This window comes from Pedobacter sp. (assembly GCF_039594775.1).
In the GTDB taxonomy this organism is placed as follows: domain Bacteria; phylum Bacteroidota; class Bacteroidia; order Sphingobacteriales; family Sphingobacteriaceae; genus Pedobacter.
In genome coordinates this window covers 1364744-1381397 of record NZ_JBCNMT010000001.1, presented here as the reverse complement: position 1 = coordinate 1381397, position 16654 = coordinate 1364744, and the positions used below count along the sequence as shown (strand labels likewise).

Annotated in this window: 13 protein-coding genes; 8 read left to right on the top strand and 5 right to left on the bottom strand. The window is 38.9% G+C overall.

Annotated elements, in window-relative coordinates; all coding sequences use genetic code 11:
• Nucleotides 1–84: 84 nt before the first annotated feature.
• The 6 genes from leuB (at nucleotide 85) to ABDV71_RS05840 (ending at nucleotide 10055) form a co-directional block, all read left to right on the top strand.
• A complete protein-coding gene (leuB, locus tag ABDV71_RS05865; RefSeq protein WP_343531479.1) occupies nucleotides 85–1161 on the top strand; it encodes a 3-isopropylmalate dehydrogenase in 1077 nt (358 codons plus the stop codon).
• A gap of 18 nt (nucleotides 1162–1179) precedes the next feature.
• Complete coding sequence (locus tag ABDV71_RS05860; RefSeq protein WP_343531478.1) at nucleotides 1180–2352, top strand: 2-isopropylmalate synthase; 1173 nt, start codon at nucleotides 1180–1182, stop codon at nucleotides 2350–2352.
• A 30-nt stretch (nucleotides 2353–2382) separates the two neighbouring features.
• Nucleotides 2383–3633 carry a threonine ammonia-lyase IlvA gene (gene ilvA / locus ABDV71_RS05855; protein ID WP_343531477.1) on the top strand — a complete coding sequence of 417 codons (1251 nt, stop codon included), beginning with the start codon at nucleotides 2383–2385 and terminating at the stop codon, nucleotides 3631–3633.
• A gap of 518 nt (nucleotides 3634–4151) precedes the next feature.
• Nucleotides 4152–4568 (top strand): hypothetical protein, encoded by a 417-nt coding sequence (locus tag ABDV71_RS05850; protein WP_343531476.1) that lies wholly within the window; start codon nucleotides 4152–4154, stop codon nucleotides 4566–4568.
• A 627-nt stretch (nucleotides 4569–5195) separates the two neighbouring features.
• Entirely contained in the window at nucleotides 5196–8318 is a 3123-nt protein-coding gene (locus ABDV71_RS05845) for a TonB-dependent receptor (protein WP_343531475.1), read from the top strand.
• Nucleotides 8319–8330: 12 nt separating this feature from the next.
• Nucleotides 8331–10055: a RagB/SusD family nutrient uptake outer membrane protein gene (locus ABDV71_RS05840; RefSeq protein ID WP_343531474.1), complete on the top strand. Its 1725-nt coding sequence runs from the start codon at nucleotides 8331–8333 to the stop codon at nucleotides 10053–10055.
• 83 nt (nucleotides 10056–10138) lie between these two features.
• Here the strand turns inward: ABDV71_RS05840 and ABDV71_RS05835 are convergent, their stop codons facing one another.
• The 4 genes from ABDV71_RS05835 to ABDV71_RS05820 form a co-directional block, all read right to left on the bottom strand.
• On the bottom strand, nucleotides 10139–11131 hold the full coding sequence (locus ABDV71_RS05835) for an ABC transporter ATP-binding protein (RefSeq protein WP_343531473.1): 993 nt from the start codon (nucleotides 11129–11131) through the stop codon (nucleotides 10139–10141).
• A gap of 252 nt (nucleotides 11132–11383) precedes the next feature.
• A complete protein-coding gene (locus tag ABDV71_RS05830; RefSeq protein ID WP_343531472.1) occupies nucleotides 11384–12187 on the bottom strand; it encodes an outer membrane beta-barrel protein in 804 nt (267 codons plus the stop codon).
• A gap of 77 nt (nucleotides 12188–12264) precedes the next feature.
• Nucleotides 12265–13023, bottom strand: coding sequence for a hypothetical protein (locus ABDV71_RS05825; RefSeq protein ID WP_343531471.1), 759 nt, complete (start codon nucleotides 13021–13023; stop codon nucleotides 12265–12267).
• Nucleotides 13004–13573 carry an RNA polymerase sigma factor gene (locus tag ABDV71_RS05820; RefSeq protein ID WP_343531565.1) on the bottom strand — a complete coding sequence of 190 codons (570 nt, stop codon included), beginning with the start codon at nucleotides 13571–13573 and terminating at the stop codon, nucleotides 13004–13006. Before ABDV71_RS05820 ends, ABDV71_RS05825 begins: the two co-directional genes overlap by 20 nt.
• A gap of 381 nt (nucleotides 13574–13954) precedes the next feature.
• Here ABDV71_RS05820 and ABDV71_RS05815 point away from each other — a divergent pair, with 381 nt between their 5' ends.
• Nucleotides 13955–14326, top strand: a complete 372-nt coding sequence (locus ABDV71_RS05815; RefSeq protein ID WP_343531470.1) for a DoxX family membrane protein — start codon at nucleotides 13955–13957, stop codon at nucleotides 14324–14326.
• 44 nt (nucleotides 14327–14370) lie between these two features.
• Nucleotides 14371–14697: a YegP family protein gene (locus ABDV71_RS05810; protein WP_343531469.1), complete on the top strand. Its 327-nt coding sequence runs from the start codon at nucleotides 14371–14373 to the stop codon at nucleotides 14695–14697.
• Nucleotides 14698–14754: 57 nt separating this feature from the next.
• On the opposite strand, the gene ABDV71_RS05805 is transcribed toward ABDV71_RS05810, so the two are convergent.
• Nucleotides 14755–16638 carry a mucoidy inhibitor MuiA family protein gene (locus tag ABDV71_RS05805; protein ID WP_343531468.1) on the bottom strand — a complete coding sequence of 628 codons (1884 nt, stop codon included), beginning with the start codon at nucleotides 16636–16638 and terminating at the stop codon, nucleotides 14755–14757.
• Nucleotides 16639–16654: the final 16 nt, after the last annotated feature.

Genomic DNA, 16654 nt, shown 5'->3' with positions numbered 1-16654 from the left:
CGGCCAATTTCTTGATGCTAGATTTCTCCCTAAGGTCGAAATGACGACATAGCAATAAGTAGTACGCTCAAAAACATACAAATAATGAAAAAACACATTTTAGTAATACCTGGCGATGGCATTGGACAAGAAGTTACCCAATGGGGAAAAGCTGCTCTAGCGCAAATCGCAAAAAAATTTGGTCACGAATTTACTTTTGATGAGGCCCTCATGGGACATGCAGCTATTGAAGTTACAGGCAATCCCCTACCTGATGAAACCTTAGAAAAAGCACGTAAAAGTGATGCCATCTTGTTCGGAGCCATTGGTCATGTCATGTACGACAACGACCCATCGCTAAAAGTCAGACCAGAGCAAGGTTTACTTAAAATCAGGAAAGAGCTAGGTTTATATGCGAATCTGCGTCCTATTTTACTATTTGATGAGTTGCTGGAAGCCTCGAGCATCAAAGCACACATCTTAAAAGGAACTGATATTTTGTTTTTCAGAGAGTTAACCGGTGACGTTTACTTCGGAGAAAAAAATCGTTCAGAAGACAGAAATACAGCTTCAGATTTAATGATTTACCACAGATATGAAGTGGAACGCATTGCCCATAAAGCTTTCCAAGCAGCACAACAACGCAGCAAAAAACTATGTTCGGTTGATAAAGCCAACGTCTTGGAAAGTTCCCGCTTATGGCGCGAAACCGTACAAGAAATTGCCAAACAATATCCTGAGGTAGAAACGGAGCACATGTTTATCGACAATGCAGCCATGCAGCTGATTAAAAATCCGAAGAAATTTGATGTGGTCTTAACTGCCAACCTTTTTGGCGATATCCTAACAGATGAGGCTTCGCAAATTGCTGGCTCAATGGGCATGTTAGCCTCTGCTTCTGTGGGCGATGGCGTAGGTTTCTATGAGCCCATTCACGGTTCGGCACATGACATTGCTGGCAAAAACTTGGCAAACCCACTGGCTTCTATCCTATCGGCAGCGCTAATGTTAGAAATCAGCTTTGGATTAACAGAAGAAGCCAAAACATTGGTTAAAGCTGTAGACCAAGCCCTGAAAGACGGCTACAGAACTGGCGATATTGCCGACCAAAATACCGAAGCGAGCAAAGTATTAGGCACCCAAGAAATGGGACAATTAGTATTAAAGTATTTAGCACAATAACCTCTAACCCTTAAAACTATGTTACACGACCCAAATAGAGTACACATTTTTGACACTACCTTGCGTGATGGCGAGCAGGTGCCAGGTTGCCAATTGAGCACACCTCAAAAAATCGAAATTGCAAAATCGTTGGAACTACTAGGTGTAGACGTTATCGAGGCAGGTTTTCCTGTTTCTAGTCCTGGCGATTTTAACAGCGTAATTGAAATTTCTAAAGCAGTTAACGACCCTATTATTTGCGCGTTGACCAGAGCTAACAAAAACGATATTGATGTTGCCGCCAATGCTTTACGTTATGCAAAAAGACCTCGTATCCATACGGGTATAGGTTCTTCTGACATGCATATCAAAACCAAATTCAACAGCACTAGAGAGGAAATTTTAGAACGTGCCGTTGAAGCGGTTAAATATGCTAAGAAATACGTAGAGGATGTTGAATTTTACGCAGAAGATGCTGGCCGTGCAGATATTGAGTATTTAGCCAAAATGATTGAGGCTGTAATTGCCGCTGGTGCAACCGTCGTAAATATTCCTGACACTAACGGCTACTGCCTACCAGACCAATACGGTTCAAAAATTCTTTATTTAAAAGAAAACGTAAAAAACATTGATAAAGCAATTATCTCTTGTCACTGCCACAACGACTTAGGATTGGCTACTGCCAACTCCATTGCTGGTTTGCAAAATGGTGCCCGTCAGGTTGAATGTACCATTAACGGTATCGGCGAACGTGCTGGTAATACCTCAATGGAAGAGGTAGTGATGATTTTGAAAACCCATAAAGTATTAGGTTTACATACCAATATCAACACCCAAGGCATTTACGAAATTAGTCACCAGGTACGTAGCCAAATGAACATGCCGGTACAGCCCAATAAGGCAATTGTTGGCGCCAACGCATTTGCCCATAGTTCGGGTATCCACCAAGATGGTTTCTTGAAAAACCGTGAGAACTATGAAATCATTAGGCCAGAAGATGTTGGTTTCCCAGATGCCACCATCGTATTAACCGCTAGAAGTGGAAGACATGCCTTAAAACATCATTTAGATAGACTAGGGCACAGCTTAGATAAAGAACAATTAGCGATAGTTTATACGGCATTTTTAGATCTAGCAGATAAAAAGCAAGGGATAGAAGACACAGACTTAAATCAATTAGTGTCTTTACATTTAGCTACAAAGTTAAACTAATAAAATTTAAAGCCCTTTGGGGTTAAAACAATGGAATCAACAATAGAACATACTTTCGACTTCGATCAGGCATTTGCCACCTTACAAGGCGTTGTAAAAAGAACACCTTTAGAATTTAACACGGGACTTTCGTTAAAGTACAATGCCAATATTTATTTGAAGAGAGAGGATTTACAAATTGTACGTTCTTATAAATTACGTGGTGCCTATAATAAAATCAGCGGTTTAAATCCCGACCAATTAAAGAATGGGGTGGTATGTGCCAGTGCTGGTAACCATGCACAGGGTGTAGCCTATTCGTGCAAGAAACTAGGTATCAAAGGGGTAATTTTTATGCCAGAAATTACCCCAAAACAAAAAATTACGCAAGTAAATATGTTTGGTGGCGACCATATAGAAGTAGTTTTGGTTGGCGACACCTTTGATGATTGCTTAAAAGAAGCCTTAACTTATTGCGAAGAAAAATCAGCAACATTTATCCCTCCTTTTGATGACGAAAAAGTAATTGAAGGACAAGCGACCGTAATGATGGAAATTTATCAGGACCTACCTGATCTAGATGCCATTGTGGTTCCTATTGGTGGTGGTGGTTTGGCCTCTGGTGTTACAGCCTATCTGCAAACGGTTAAGCCTAGTGTTAAAGTTTTTGGCGTTGAGCCTTTGGGGGCACCTTCATTAAGCGAAGCCCTAAAACATGGTGGTCCTGTAACCGTCGAAAACATTGAACGCTTTGTAGATGGCGCGGCGGTTAAAAGAATGGGCTGGATTACCTACAAATATTGCAGTGATTTATTGAGCTCTACTTATCTAATTCCAGAAGGACAAATTTGCACCACCATATTAAAGCTGTATAATGAAGATGCCATTGTAGTTGAACCTGCTGGGGCCTTATCTGTAGCAGCCTTAGAACAGGTAAAAGATCAAATTGTAGGCAAAACTGTAGTATGTGTAGTGAGTGGTGGTAACAACGACATTGAGCGCATGCAGGAAATCAAAGAGAAGTCTTTACTTTTCGAAGGATTAAAGCATTATTTTATTGTACGTTTTCCGCAGCGCCCAGGAGCTTTAAAGCTTTTTGTAAATGAAGTTTTGGGGCCTCAAGATGATATTACCCGTTTTGAATTCATTAAGAAAACTAACCGTGAAAACGGACCGGCTTTAGTTGGTGTAGAGTTAGCTAAAAAAGAAGATTACGCAGGTATTTTACAACGTTTAAAGGAATTCAAGTTTGATGTGATTGAACTGAACCAAGATGCCACACTGTTTGAATATTTGGTTTAACCATTATCCTTCATTGCACGGAGAAACGACAACGTAATCTTACAACGGTATGTCATTCCGACGTTAGGAGGAATCTGTTATTCAGTGTTATTCGCATAAAGATTCTTCGCTTCGCTCAGAATGACAGAAAGATTGCCTCCGTACATTGCAGTGACCAAATGTAGCAGCAGAAACTTTTCCATTATTATTTTATACAAAGTGAATAGGAGACTAATATTGTCTCCTATTTTTATTTAAAATGCTCCCAAAAAACATTCATTTCAACAACTAAATTGTGTATCATTCAAAAAATAATTAAACATTTTTTTGTTACAAACCATCAGAAAAACAGCTCAAAAAGAGCTAAAACAAAGCTTTATAATTTTTGTTTGTCAATTTTTGGTTTTTGGTACAGCACTTACTAAAGTTTTGGCAACAGTTTTGATATATGCATAATAACACACAAATGAAATTTGAATTTGAAATATCCTAGCGCACACACGTAGGAGTTTCTAAACCAAAAACAAACAACACACAAGATGAAAAAACTAACCCTACTCCTACTTTGCATTGCCACACTAGGTTTGGTATCATGCCAGAAAGACACCATTATCAATCAAGAATTAAAAGCGAAAACATACAATTACGAAATTAAAACTTCAGATTGGAGGAGAAATTCAGATGGAAGCTACACCGCATCATGGATAAACAAAAAATTTGATGCCATCACCTTAGAAGATGAAGGTGTAATGGTCTATTTTGAACATCCAGTAAAACAAAGTAGCTTTATTCAGTTACCTTACACTTTTAATTATAGTGCTTACAGCTATGAATTATTTAATGGTGGTATTAACTTTGACGTACAAGACACCAATAATTTGATGAACAGTGTTCCACCAAATTATAACATACTAGTAAAGGTTGTAGTAGTCCCTTCGGAATACGAACCCAACTAAATTCCAAAAATTGGACTTTCAAAAAGGGGCGATGTTAAAAACATCGCCCCTTTTTTATAAAACATTTTTATCATTCAATAACTCTTCAATACTTCCTGAATTTTCTCGCCTTATTCTTTTTTGTTATAAAATCAATTTATAACACAGAACAGAAGGCTAACAACATCCTTATCCATTCCTCAAAAATCAAACGTTTGCGTTTAAAAACACACGAGAAAGTTACACATATATGCATATTTCACCTTATCCAAGCCAAAAGAATATATCGTGTCATTTGTCACCAGAAAAACATGGTGCCCAACGCAAGCGTTTGCGCTAAGTTTTAATTAAAACCTTACTTCTTCAAGCTTTAGATTTGCTAATACTTACTAACCAAACTATTAGACAGAACCAAACCTTCATTAACGTATGACCTAAGGTCCTTTTTCAATTGATAAGGAGAGGTTAAACTAAAAGCGAATGTTAGTCAACATTTAGGAGGTCTTTATTGCCTTCAAACATATGATTACGATTACTAACTAACCCACAATTAATAATAAACAACCAGCTTACAAAAAACACTAACTCTTATGAAGCAAACGGCTTCAACAACTAACTAGAGCCTTAAGAACAAAACTTTCAGTTCCAATGAAACAAAAGACAAACCAAACAAGAAACAATCAATTACAGAGATTAAAAGGAGGTAAACCTTTACATCTCTTTTTTGCTACTATGAAGGTTGCCACCATACTCGCAATAGGTATACCAACCTTCGCAAATGCAAAAGCTGTCATTGTTAATAAACATTTGAATGACATAGAGACAACTCCAATCCAACAAACCGTTTCAGGTACCATTAAAGATAACAACGGAATTGGTATACCTGGAGTTACTGTAACCGTAAAGGGGACTACAAAAGTTACCTCAACAGACAATACTGGTAATTTTAGCATACAAGCTAAAACGGGAGATGTTTTGGTCATTAACTTTATTGGTTATACTACTAAGGAGGTTACCGTAACAGGAGCTTCATTAGGGAATATCACCCTTAGCGAATCCTCTGAAACTTTGGGCGAACTGGTAGTAGTTGGTTACTCGGTTCAGAAAAAAGAAAGTCTTACCGGTGCTTTGAGTACCATCAGTGGCGAAAAGCTAAAAAATGTAACCTCACCTAACGTACAAAATTTACTTGCTGGTAAAGCACCTGGCGTATTCGTTGCTCCAGGCTCTGGCAGACCTGGTAGTGCAGGTTCGGTAATTATCCGTGGACAAGCTACCTTAAATGGCACCACCAACCCTCTTTGGGTAATAGACGGGGTTATTGTAGGCTCAAGCCCTGGCGAAATAAACCCAGAGGATATAGAAAACATCACCACGCTAAAAGATGCAGCTTCAACTGCCATCTATGGTTCTCAAGGTGCAAATGGGGTTATTATAGTAACCACAAAAAGAGCTAAAACCGGACAAATGACGATAGATATTGCTTCTAGAACTGGTGTTACCAACCTTACTAATGGTAACTTGGAGGTAATGAACGGCGCAGAATTGTATGATTACTTTGCTTCCTTTACTAACGCCAACACCATTAGCTTTCCACGTTGGAAACCAGAATTGCGCAATAGCAATTTTAGCTGGTGGGATTTGGCTACCAGACAGGGCTTTAACCAAAACCACAATATCACTTTTCAGGGCGGAACTGAGAAACTACAATCACTACTATCCATTGGTTTTTACGACGAATCTGGAGCGGTGAGAGGATATGATTACGAACGTTACAACTTTAGGTTAAACTCTACTTATAAACCTTTCGAATGGTTGACCATTAAACCATCTATTGTAGGTTCTCGCCGTGCGGTTGATGATAGACAATATTCAGTAACCTCTATGTATTCCAATTTGCCCTGGGATAGTCCTTACGATGCCAATGGTAATTTAGTACCCCACCGTTCTAGCCTTTGGGTAAACAGTGTAGGCACCAACTATCTTTATGATTTGCAATGGAACCACGGAGCTAATACCAATTATGAGTTTATGGGAAATTTCGATTTCGACATCAAAATCAACAAAAATTTCACCTTTGCCTCAGTTAACAACTACAGATTTAACACCTATTCTTCTAACAGCTATACCGATCCTCGCTCAAATGCTGGCGGAGGTATAGTAATGGGGCGTATCACCGAATATAGATCTGAATACGCACGACGCTATACTAACCAGATCTTGCGTTATAACGACTCATGGGGAAAACATAGCCTTAATGCCTTAGCGGGCTATGAATTTAACGATTATAGAGGTAAAACACTAGACGCTTACGGAACAGGTATTGTAGCTGGCTTTGAAGTATTGGATGTGACCTCAAAACCAGAGCGAACCAAAGGTGGAATAAGTGAATGGGCAGTACAATCGTTGTTATTTAACTCCAACTATGCTTATGATGGCAAATACTTGGCACAGGTATCACTACGTAGAGATGGAGCTTCAAATTTTGGCAAAAAATATGGTAACTTCTTCTCTGTAAGTGCTGGTTGGAACATCAACCGCGAAGAATGGTTTCAAGTAAAGCAAATTAACACCTTTAAACTTCGTGCTGCTTATGGTACAGTAGGTAACCGTCCTAGTGCATTATATCCACAATACGATTTATATGCGGTAAACCCAGCAGCGGGATACAATGGTGTTCCAGGACTTTTAATTAGCCAAGTGGGTAATAAAAATCTAACTTGGGAGCAAACCTATACTACCGGTGCAGGTTTAGATGTAAACGCATTTAACAACAGACTAAGATTAACGTTTGATTATTATATCAAGAAAACCGACGACATCTTGTACAACGTGCCAATTTCAGGCTTAACAGGGGTAACCTCAATATGGCAAAATGTAGGTAAAATGAAAAATAAAGGGATAGAAGTGGCACTTGGTGGCGATATTATCCGTACTAAAGATTTATCATGGAGCCTTGATGTAAACCTAGGCCACAATACCAACAAACTGACCGATATTTTCAAAACCAGAAATTTGGATGGTACCTACACGGCTAAGCCTATCACCATTGGCGACCAATTAGGTGTAGCAGGTTCTGCTAGCCGACGATTGGAAATAGGCATACCAGTTGATACTTATTACATGCCACAATGGGCAGGCGTAAATCCTGCCGATGGTAAGCCAATGTGGTACATCGTTACCAAAGATGCTAATGGCAATGAAACAGGAAGAACAACTACCAGTGACTATTCAAAAGCAACCCAAGAAAAAATAGGCAAAGCATCACCAGATGTATTTGGTGGAATTAACACTTCGTTTACTTGGAAAAATTTTGACGTAAATGCAGTTTTTGGTTATTCTATCGGAGGTCAATTATATAACTATTCACGCCAAGAGTATGATTCAGATGGAACCTACAACGATAGGAACCAAATGAAATTAATGGACGGCTGGAACAGATGGCAAAAACCTGGCGATGTGGCTACTCACCCTAGGGCAATGGCCAATAACCAAGACAACGGAAATAAAACTTCATCACGTTACTTAGAGAGCAGTGACTTTTTCAGAATGCGTTCGTTGGCTTTAGGATATAACTTCAATCTAAAAAAATACAAGGTTAGAAACTTAAGAGTTTACCTATCCGGAGAAAACTTATTTGTACTTACCAAATATTCAGGCGTAGATCCAGAGATTCCTGTATCTGATGACGGAACTATACTTTTCTCTGCAGGCCCAGGGGTATATCCAATGACCAGAAAATTCATGTTTGGACTTAATGTTTCATTCTAAAGAAGACAAAAAATGAAAAAGATATTAGCGATAATTTTTACAACAATAGCCCTATCATCTTGTGAAATTGATAGAGCACCATACGGATCCATGGAAGCCGAAAGGATCAACAAAAACCCAGAAGAATCTATTGATGGTTTATTAAATGGGGTATATGCCCAACTTAAAGCGTGGTCTGACCCAATGCACCGCTTAGGCGAATATGCTGGTGATAATATCATGATCAGAGGTTCATCCACAGATGCTTTTTACGAGTTTATTTCTTTTTCCAGAACACCTAATAACGGAAGGTTAACTACGTTTTGGGATAGTGGCTACAAAGCCATTGCACAGGCATCAAACATCATTAACATGATTCCGGCTGGGAAAAATGCAGCGCTCGACAGCAAATTGGGAGAATGCTATTACGTTCGTGGTATGATGTATTTTTATTTGGTTCGCGCTTTTGGACGTCCATACTATCAAAGTCCAGAAACTAACCTAGGCGTGCCAATTGTAAACGGTACACCTCCCGATGTGATCAATGCCAATTTGCCTGATCGATCAACAGTGAAAGCAACTTATGAGCAAGTAATTGCCGATCTGAAAAAAGCGGAAGAATTAATCACTGTAAATAAAGGGCCAATTTTTGCTTCTAAAGGTGCTGCACAAGCTATGCTTTCAAGAGTATACCTTTACATGAGCGGAACTTACGATAATCCAAATCAAACCTATGCGCAATTGGCTGTAGATTATGCTAATAAGGTAATCAGTGCTTCGAGCACCTATAGTTTATTACCAAGAGAGCAGTTTATGAAATACAACACTTTTACTCCAGAAAACAATAAAGAAACCATTTTTGCCATCAAACGTGTTGCGGCTGAATTCTCTGGTTTCGACCATTATTATGGCGTAGGTGGCATGTATTCGAATATTGGCGGTATGGGCTGGGGCGAAATGTATGCCAGTGCCAAATACATCAGCTTGCTAAATGAAACTGGCAGAAACGACTGGAGACCTGACAGCTATAAAATAGTAGATGCTAGAGCCGCATTTATTGAACCTACTTATTCAAAAAATACTTCAGGTGCTTATACCGAGGTTTTCAGATTCATTAAAGAAGATGCAGGCAATGTCTTGAACTATGCACAGTTAACAACAGTTCGTAACGGTGGTGTGATCAGTTGTGTAGAAGGTACCAGCCCAAATCAGGTATCATATACCCTTACTCCTATTAATGCTACGCAAGGTATTTATTCAATCAATTACAAAGATGGAAAAACGTACACTGGCTATATCGACTATTTCATTACATTAAACCGTGCCTATCCTCAATTTTATATTGTGAAATGTTCTAGAGAGGGGGAAGATTCTCAATTACATTCGCCAGTAATTAGCAGATTGGGCGAGGTTTATTTGAATAGAGCTGAAGCTTATGCCAAATTACAGAACTATGGCTTAGCACTTAACGACCTGAATACCATTAGAAATCGTTCTATCGTTAATGGAGGTTATGCTTCTCTCGATGCAACTAACGCAGGCGACAGAATTGATAAGGAAAGACAGTTGGAATTGGCCTATCAAGCAGAACGTAGTTTTGATGTTTTCAGAAATGGGAAACCACTTAGCCGCCCATATCCTGGTCCTCAAAACCAAACTACAAATATTGCTGCTACAGACTTTAGAGTGGTTTATTATATCCCTCAAAGTGCTATCAACTCATATCCAGGAAAATTAACTCAAAATCCTACTCAATAAAAATGTAGTTAAGGCCACAGATGCACAGATAGATATCTGATTAATCAGCATAAAATTTGTGTATCTGTGGTTAGTTAATAATGTTAAAATTCCAAAAAGCGGCCAATGTTTACATAAACTTGGTCGTTTTTTTTATGCTCGCCACTGTTCAGTTGCAAGGCCCTAATGTGCACTCCATTTCTTTCCAAAAGCAGTTCATCATAAAAGCCTTTGTAGTAAATATCTCTCACATTAAATTTCTTGGCCGACCAGCTCGCTTTTAGCTCAACCCATTCCGGATAAAAACAAATCTGCTCCTTAGTAACCTTAAGTTCTAACTGTTGTGCCTGTTGTTTAGAAAGTACGACAGCATTGCCCAACATCTTGGCAGTGTAGGTACTCGTTGGATAATTATATACTTCTCTTGGTTTACCTTCCTGCTGCAACCTTCCGTCTTTTAAAATCACCAAACGATCTGCCATGAACAAACCATCCGTAGCATCATGTGAAACCATAATAATGGTCAGTCCTGTTTCTTTAGAAAGGCGCTTGATGTCTGCCCGCAACTGATTTTTTAAAATAGCATCAACTTGCGAAAAAGGCTCGTCCAGCAACAGTACTTTAGTATCACTTACCAACGCTTTGGCAATGGCTACCCTCTGTTGTTCGCCCCCGCTCAGCTCAATAATCTTTTTGTTTTTTAAAGCGGTAATGCGCAGATGTTCCATTACCTCCATGGCTTTCTGCTGCTTTAAAGCCACATTGGTGTTTGAAAGCATAGAGGCAATATTATCGTATACCTTTGCATAAATGTTCAACGAAAAATCCTGCGTCACCATCTTCATATCGGCATGACCGGGAATAAGCTGTTCATCAGGTCCCTTCACACGCTTCCCATTGAATAGTACCTCGCCCCCATCTACCTTTAGCAGACCATAAATAGATTTTAATAAAGTGGATTTCCCACTGCCGCTCTCGCCAATAATGGCTACAATTTCTCCGACTTGAATATTGAAACTAACATCAAAAATACCAGATAATTGCTCAACCTGATGTTGTTTCGTTAAATTCCGTATGCTTAAGACTTGTTCACTCACGGTATAAAGATAGAGAAAGTCGGGAAGTAATGAAGTCAGGAAAGTCCGAAAGTTCTGGAGATGGAAAGTTGGGAAGCAAGGTAGATGGAAGTCCGAAAGTTGTATGCCGGCTCACTTAATAGACTAAGAACTTTTCGGACTTGCGGACTTCAAACAAAAAATCCTGCTTCTTTTTACAGAAACAGGATTGGTTCACTTGTGAGTATTAGTTTGTTTGGTTTTTATGCTATATCTAGTTTTCTGGCTTCCAGACTAGTTCAATCCAAAGGTTAAACCAAATGCCATGCTTTTTAATCCTTTTTGTGCTGAGGTTTCAAACATATCGTTGGCATAATATTTAGCGAATAAACCTAGACCTCCGTAGCCAATTCGTACAGTGCCTCCGTAACGGAAAGGTGCAAAGTGATAATCGTCTTTTATTTTTACTTTACCAAATTCGTCGCTGATCTGTTTAACTTTTCCACCAAGTAAAAATCCTATTTCTGGGCCAACTACAAATCTAAAGCGCTTACCATGATTATTTTCTTTAGTTCTAAATTCAAAATTTAACGGGACATGCACGTAACTACTAGAGAAACGGTTTTTGCTAAAAATCACATCCTCTTCCTTATACTCTAAAGTTGGTTTGTTTTTAAGGATGGTAATATCCCTATCTAAACGGATATGTGTCCAGTCAAAACCACCTGCCAAATAAATTTTAAAGTGGTTGCTAAATCTATAGCCAAACTGTAAAACGTCGAAAGAGATAGTACTTGTTTTCCAAGGCTTATAATCTAGGAAATCATTAACCGGCGACAAAGTAAAGCTTCCATTATCAATCAATTTAGCCAAACCGATATCCAAACGCGTAAAAGTAATCCCACCTACAAAGCGCCCCTTATTTTGATCAACCTTACCTGTGCTATCTTTCTTTTCACCTATGGTAATCCCAACGCCATAATTGATTTCAAACTTTTTGCGTGTAACGCTATCTTTAACCTCTTGTGCCTTTAAGCTTCCTGCTGCTATAAAAGTAAGTCCACTTACCAATATGGCTTTTAAAATTAGATGTTTCATTTGTGTGCTTGTTTATGTATTAAAGGTTGGAAGACCTAACGTTGCAACTTATTTCTATTCCTTTAAATTATTTTATTCTATTTTTTCTTATTCAACTTAACAAAACCAATGTTCAAACCTATTATCGATGAGTTATCATCGTCGTCCGTATTAAACTTGATCAGTTTCTTTTCTCTTTTATCAACCTTTTCAACCACATAATTGATCAAATCGCCCATGTTTCGTATCCCCTTTTTATTGGTCTCAATAGCTTGTTCTGGAGCATCTTCCTCAATGGTTTTCTCTACATTGGCAGCAATCATGTCATTGCTATGTTCTGAAACATTGTTTACTACTGGAACCACATTTGCCGAGTAGGCTACATCCAAAGCTTTTACATCTGCTCGTTTAATAGGTAGATGCTCGTTTTGTACAGATGGTTGCTCCGGAGTCATATTTTTTTCTGGCACCTCTACCAATTGTGCCATAACCGCTTGCGGCACCTCTCTTTGTTTAAGGCTACGGTTAGCTACGGTATGTGGCTTCACCTGTGTTGGTTCTACTGTTTGTGTTATTTCGTCCACAAAAACAGGCTGTTCTACTACAGGTTTTACTTCTGCAACCGTTGTAGCTGTATTTTGCAGATAAATCTTTTCGCCGCTTTGTGTAAATATAAGTACCGATGCCACCACCGCCACACTGGCAGCCGCTACCCACATGAATGGGAACGTGCGTTTACGCTTGGCAACTAATTGTCCTTCAATATTGGCCCATAAATTTGCCGAAGGTTCAACCTCAGCATTCATAAATTTGTCTCTAAACAAATTATCAAAATCATTATCCGGCATGTGTTGCATAACCAAAGCCCTCCAATTTTAAAATTTCCTGTTGTAAGATCGCCCTAGCTCTCGAAAGTTGCGATTTGCTTGCACCCTCTGTAATTCCCAATGTTTCGGCAATTTCCTTGTGCGAATACCCCTCAATCACGTACATATTAAATACCATCCTATAGCCGTCGGCCAGTTTCTGGATTAGTTTCATCAAATCCTGCATCCCTAAACTGCTAAAATCAAAACCACTCGAAGGTTGCTCATAAGCATCTTCAATAGGTACCACATTTAGTGAGCGCAAATTTTTTCGGTAGCTTTCAATGGCTGTATTGACCATAATACGACGTATCCATCCCTCAAATGACCCTTCTCCCTTAAACTCCCTTACCTTTTGAAAAATTTTTACATAACCCATCTGCAATACATCCTCGGCCTCCATCCTATCTTTAGCATATCGCATGCAAACCGCCAACATTTTCGACGCAGTTTGCCTATAGAGCATTTCTTGCATCTGCCTGTTGCCGGCCTTACAGCCTTCCATCAGCTCATCTAACGTATATATTTTAGCCACCTTCATTTGTTTGCTTGCATAAGGTAGATGTATATTTCTACCCAAAGGTTGCAAGCAGGTTAAAAAAATTTATTTTTTTCAAAGAAGTACGATTGCGTCATTAGTTGGCATAGCCGTTTATATTCTTTGAAAAGCAAAAATAGCAGTTCTTTGGTTATTTCGGCCCCGCTTTTTGTTTCTCCCGATGAAAAATCGGAATCCACTTCAATCGGGTTTAATTTGCACCGCTTAAAGCTTGCCGAAAAATAAAAAAATTAAGTTTTAGCCCTTTCAATCATTATTCACAATAAATTATTATATCTCTAAAAATTAAGCGATTAGCCTCATATATTTTCTAATCATTTTTATTTAACTTTATTAAACAAGTCAATAATTAAAACTAAAGTAATGAAAATTGTAAAGCTTATTTTATGTGTTCTTTTTGGACTAATGTTCATTAACGCAGGACTCGACAAGTTTTTTCACTACATGCAAGTACCTAAAATGGAAGGCGAAATCTTAGCAGTAGGCATGGCAATGGGTACTATTAAATGGTTAATTCCTCTAGTAGCCACTATAGAGTTATTAGGTGGCTTATTATTTGCCATTCCCAAAACCCGTGCTTTGGGAGCCATTGTCATTTTTCCAGTAATGGTGGGCATCATGTTACATAATGCGATTTATATGCCCGAAGGTTTAGGAATTGCCGGTGTGCTTTTCGTAATTAATCTATGGATGATTTTTGACAATTGGAATAAATACAAACCAATGGTTTCTTAACCATTGATCATAACACCGAATTTCTATTCTAAACATAAAACAATATGGGAAAATTTGTAATTTCAAAAAGGACGAACGGAGAGTACCAGTTCAACCTAAAAGCAAACAACGGACAGGTTATTTTAACCAGCGAAGGTTATTCCTCGAAAGCAGGTTGTGAAAACGGTATCGAGTCGGTACGCAAAAACTCTCAAGACGGCAATAAGTTTGAGAAAAAAACGGCATCCAATGGAAAATACCATTTCAATTTAAAAGCTACAAATGGACAAGTGATTGGTAGCAGTCAAATGTATGCCGACGAAGGTGGAAGAAACAATGGCATAGAGTCGGTTAAAACTAATGCACCCGACGCTACTGTAGTGGAGGAATAAAAATTCTTATAAGACTTACGAAGCCATAAAAGCTTCGTAAGTCTATCAAAATAATCCCTACTCAATATTAACCGGCCTATTTTTAGGATATTTCACCTGATATTTCAAGTCCAGCTTTTTCTGCTCATTAGGCTGTAACAAAAACTGCCAAATTAACTTCCCATTATTTTCGTCCAATTTGGCTTTCGAAAGCTCCTGCTTCTCAATACTAATATCGCTATTGGTTGAAACTGGAATCTGGTCCTCAATCGTTAAATTAATGGCTTGGCTTTTTCTGTTCTTCACATCAATTACAAAATGTCGGGCATCCTTTTGCGATGAACCAATAAACTGTCTTTCCGTATATCCTTTTTGCTTTTCACGTTTTACGGAAACGTTTTTATCTACGCCTAAAGATATGGTCAGCGTATCTGCCTGCTGCACGTCCAATAGTGTTTTACCCAAATAAGTTCCCTCAAAGAAAATATTGGCTTCGCCACTAATAAAGTTCACGTCATTAAAATCGGTAATCTTCGCTGTTAAAAAAGCATCCGCAGATACTTTTGGCACCGCATAATATTCATATGCCGCTTTAAAATCATAGTTGCCAATATCTACCGCAGCCTGTTTGCCATCGCTCAAAATAGTATAGGGCATTTTAATTTCAAAGCTAATATTAGTCTGTTTTTCAACGCTGGCTACTTCCAAGGGTACAGAAGAAATTGAGCCCAGCCTACCATTACTCACCTCAATCCCAGGCATTCGCCCTTGCAAAGCATCGTAAACTTTTTGACTACTTCCTGTTACTACCACTTCATGCAAAGCTTTTGTATCTGGCTTCATTCTCACATTTAACTGTCCGTAGGTAGCCGCTAGCTCCTGTGGTTCATAACCAATGTAAGAAAACTCTAATTTATTTGCACCAGCAGGCATCTGAATCGAATAATTGCCATCTTGATCGGTTACTGTACCCACCGACGAGTTTTTAACCCTTATAGCTGCTCCCGGCAGGGCAGCGTTATTGGTATAATCTACCACTTTGCCCTTAACTAAATTTGATGCCGCCGCTGTGGGGTTAAAAAGCGAATATCCGGCACTTAAATATCCCAATAAATAGGTCGGCAATTTGGGTTTTTCATTATGATCAGAGGGATTTCCAGAAGACAAGGTCAGCTTTACATTTTTCCAATCTTCGCCCGAGTTTTGGCTCACATTAGCTTTATAAACCAACTGTATTGGACTGGCCACATCAATAGCCCTAATGTCGTAAGTTGGATACCAACTGGCATTTTTCACCAAATAGGTTAAACTAAATTTACCTTTGGTGGCAGCTTTGGCCGAAACCTTAACCACTACATCGCTAGCATTGCCAATGGGCTTGCCATCAACTTCCGCAATTTGTCTGTTTAATTTTTGGAGTTGTTCCTCCAGTTGGCCTATTTCTTTTTCTATCGAAATTTGCTTGGCCTTTGCTTCGCTCAAACGTTGTTTCTGAAAATCCAATGCCGCTTTAAGCTTAACCAAATCGTAATTTACATTTGGCCCCATTACCGTTTGGTTCTTCATCAGCATTTCCTCTTCGGATTTGTAAACGGCAATTTCATTTCTCAAGGTAATGATCTTGTCGGCAATTCCTTCCGATTTTGCTTCCAATGCTTGCTTTTGTTCCGATTTTTTCTTTTCTAACAGAAAATTATTTTGGCGCGTAACCGATAGAATGGTAAAACTCCCGTCGCCCTTCGCTTGTAAACTTTGGGTTTCAATACTAGAGGAAAGTCCCGAAAAAACAAGAAGGCTTACCCCTTGGGGCAACTCTACCATATCTGATTGACGTTGCACCTGTGCACCGCTCATGAACACGGTAACGCCAGCTATTTTTGAATTAACATTGATTTGATTGTCTTGGGCAAAAGCCGCGATATTGAGAAAGAGCAGCAATGCAGAAAGTATATTTTTACTCATGTTGATTAAGTTTTAT

What these genes read in the sequence shown, in the direction of transcription:
- ilvA (WP_343531477.1), top strand. Translation starts at nt 2,383, where the DNA reads ATGGAATCAACAATAGAACATACTTTCGACTTCGATCAGGCATTTGCC.
- ABDV71_RS05815 (WP_343531470.1), top strand. Translation starts at nt 13,955, where the DNA reads ATGAAAATTGTAAAGCTTATTTTATGTGTTCTTTTTGGACTAATGTTC.
- ABDV71_RS05820 (WP_343531565.1), bottom strand. Translation starts at nt 13,573, where the DNA reads ATGAAGGTGGCTAAAATATATACGTTAGATGAGCTGATGGAAGGCTGT.
- ABDV71_RS05810 (WP_343531469.1), top strand. Translation starts at nt 14,371, where the DNA reads ATGGGAAAATTTGTAATTTCAAAAAGGACGAACGGAGAGTACCAGTTC.
- ABDV71_RS05840 (WP_343531474.1), top strand. Translation starts at nt 8,331, where the DNA reads ATGAAAAAGATATTAGCGATAATTTTTACAACAATAGCCCTATCATCT.
- ABDV71_RS05850 (WP_343531476.1), top strand. Translation starts at nt 4,152, where the DNA reads ATGAAAAAACTAACCCTACTCCTACTTTGCATTGCCACACTAGGTTTG.
- ABDV71_RS05860 (WP_343531478.1), top strand. Translation starts at nt 1,180, where the DNA reads ATGTTACACGACCCAAATAGAGTACACATTTTTGACACTACCTTGCGT.
- ABDV71_RS05845 (WP_343531475.1), top strand. Translation starts at nt 5,196, where the DNA reads ATGAAACAAAAGACAAACCAAACAAGAAACAATCAATTACAGAGATTA.
- leuB (WP_343531479.1), top strand. Translation starts at nt 85, where the DNA reads ATGAAAAAACACATTTTAGTAATACCTGGCGATGGCATTGGACAAGAA.
- ABDV71_RS05825 (WP_343531471.1), bottom strand. Translation starts at nt 13,023, where the DNA reads ATGCAACACATGCCGGATAATGATTTTGATAATTTGTTTAGAGACAAA.
- ABDV71_RS05830 (WP_343531472.1), bottom strand. Translation starts at nt 12,187, where the DNA reads ATGAAACATCTAATTTTAAAAGCCATATTGGTAAGTGGACTTACTTTT.
- ABDV71_RS05805 (WP_343531468.1), bottom strand. Translation starts at nt 16,638, where the DNA reads ATGAGTAAAAATATACTTTCTGCATTGCTGCTCTTTCTCAATATCGCG.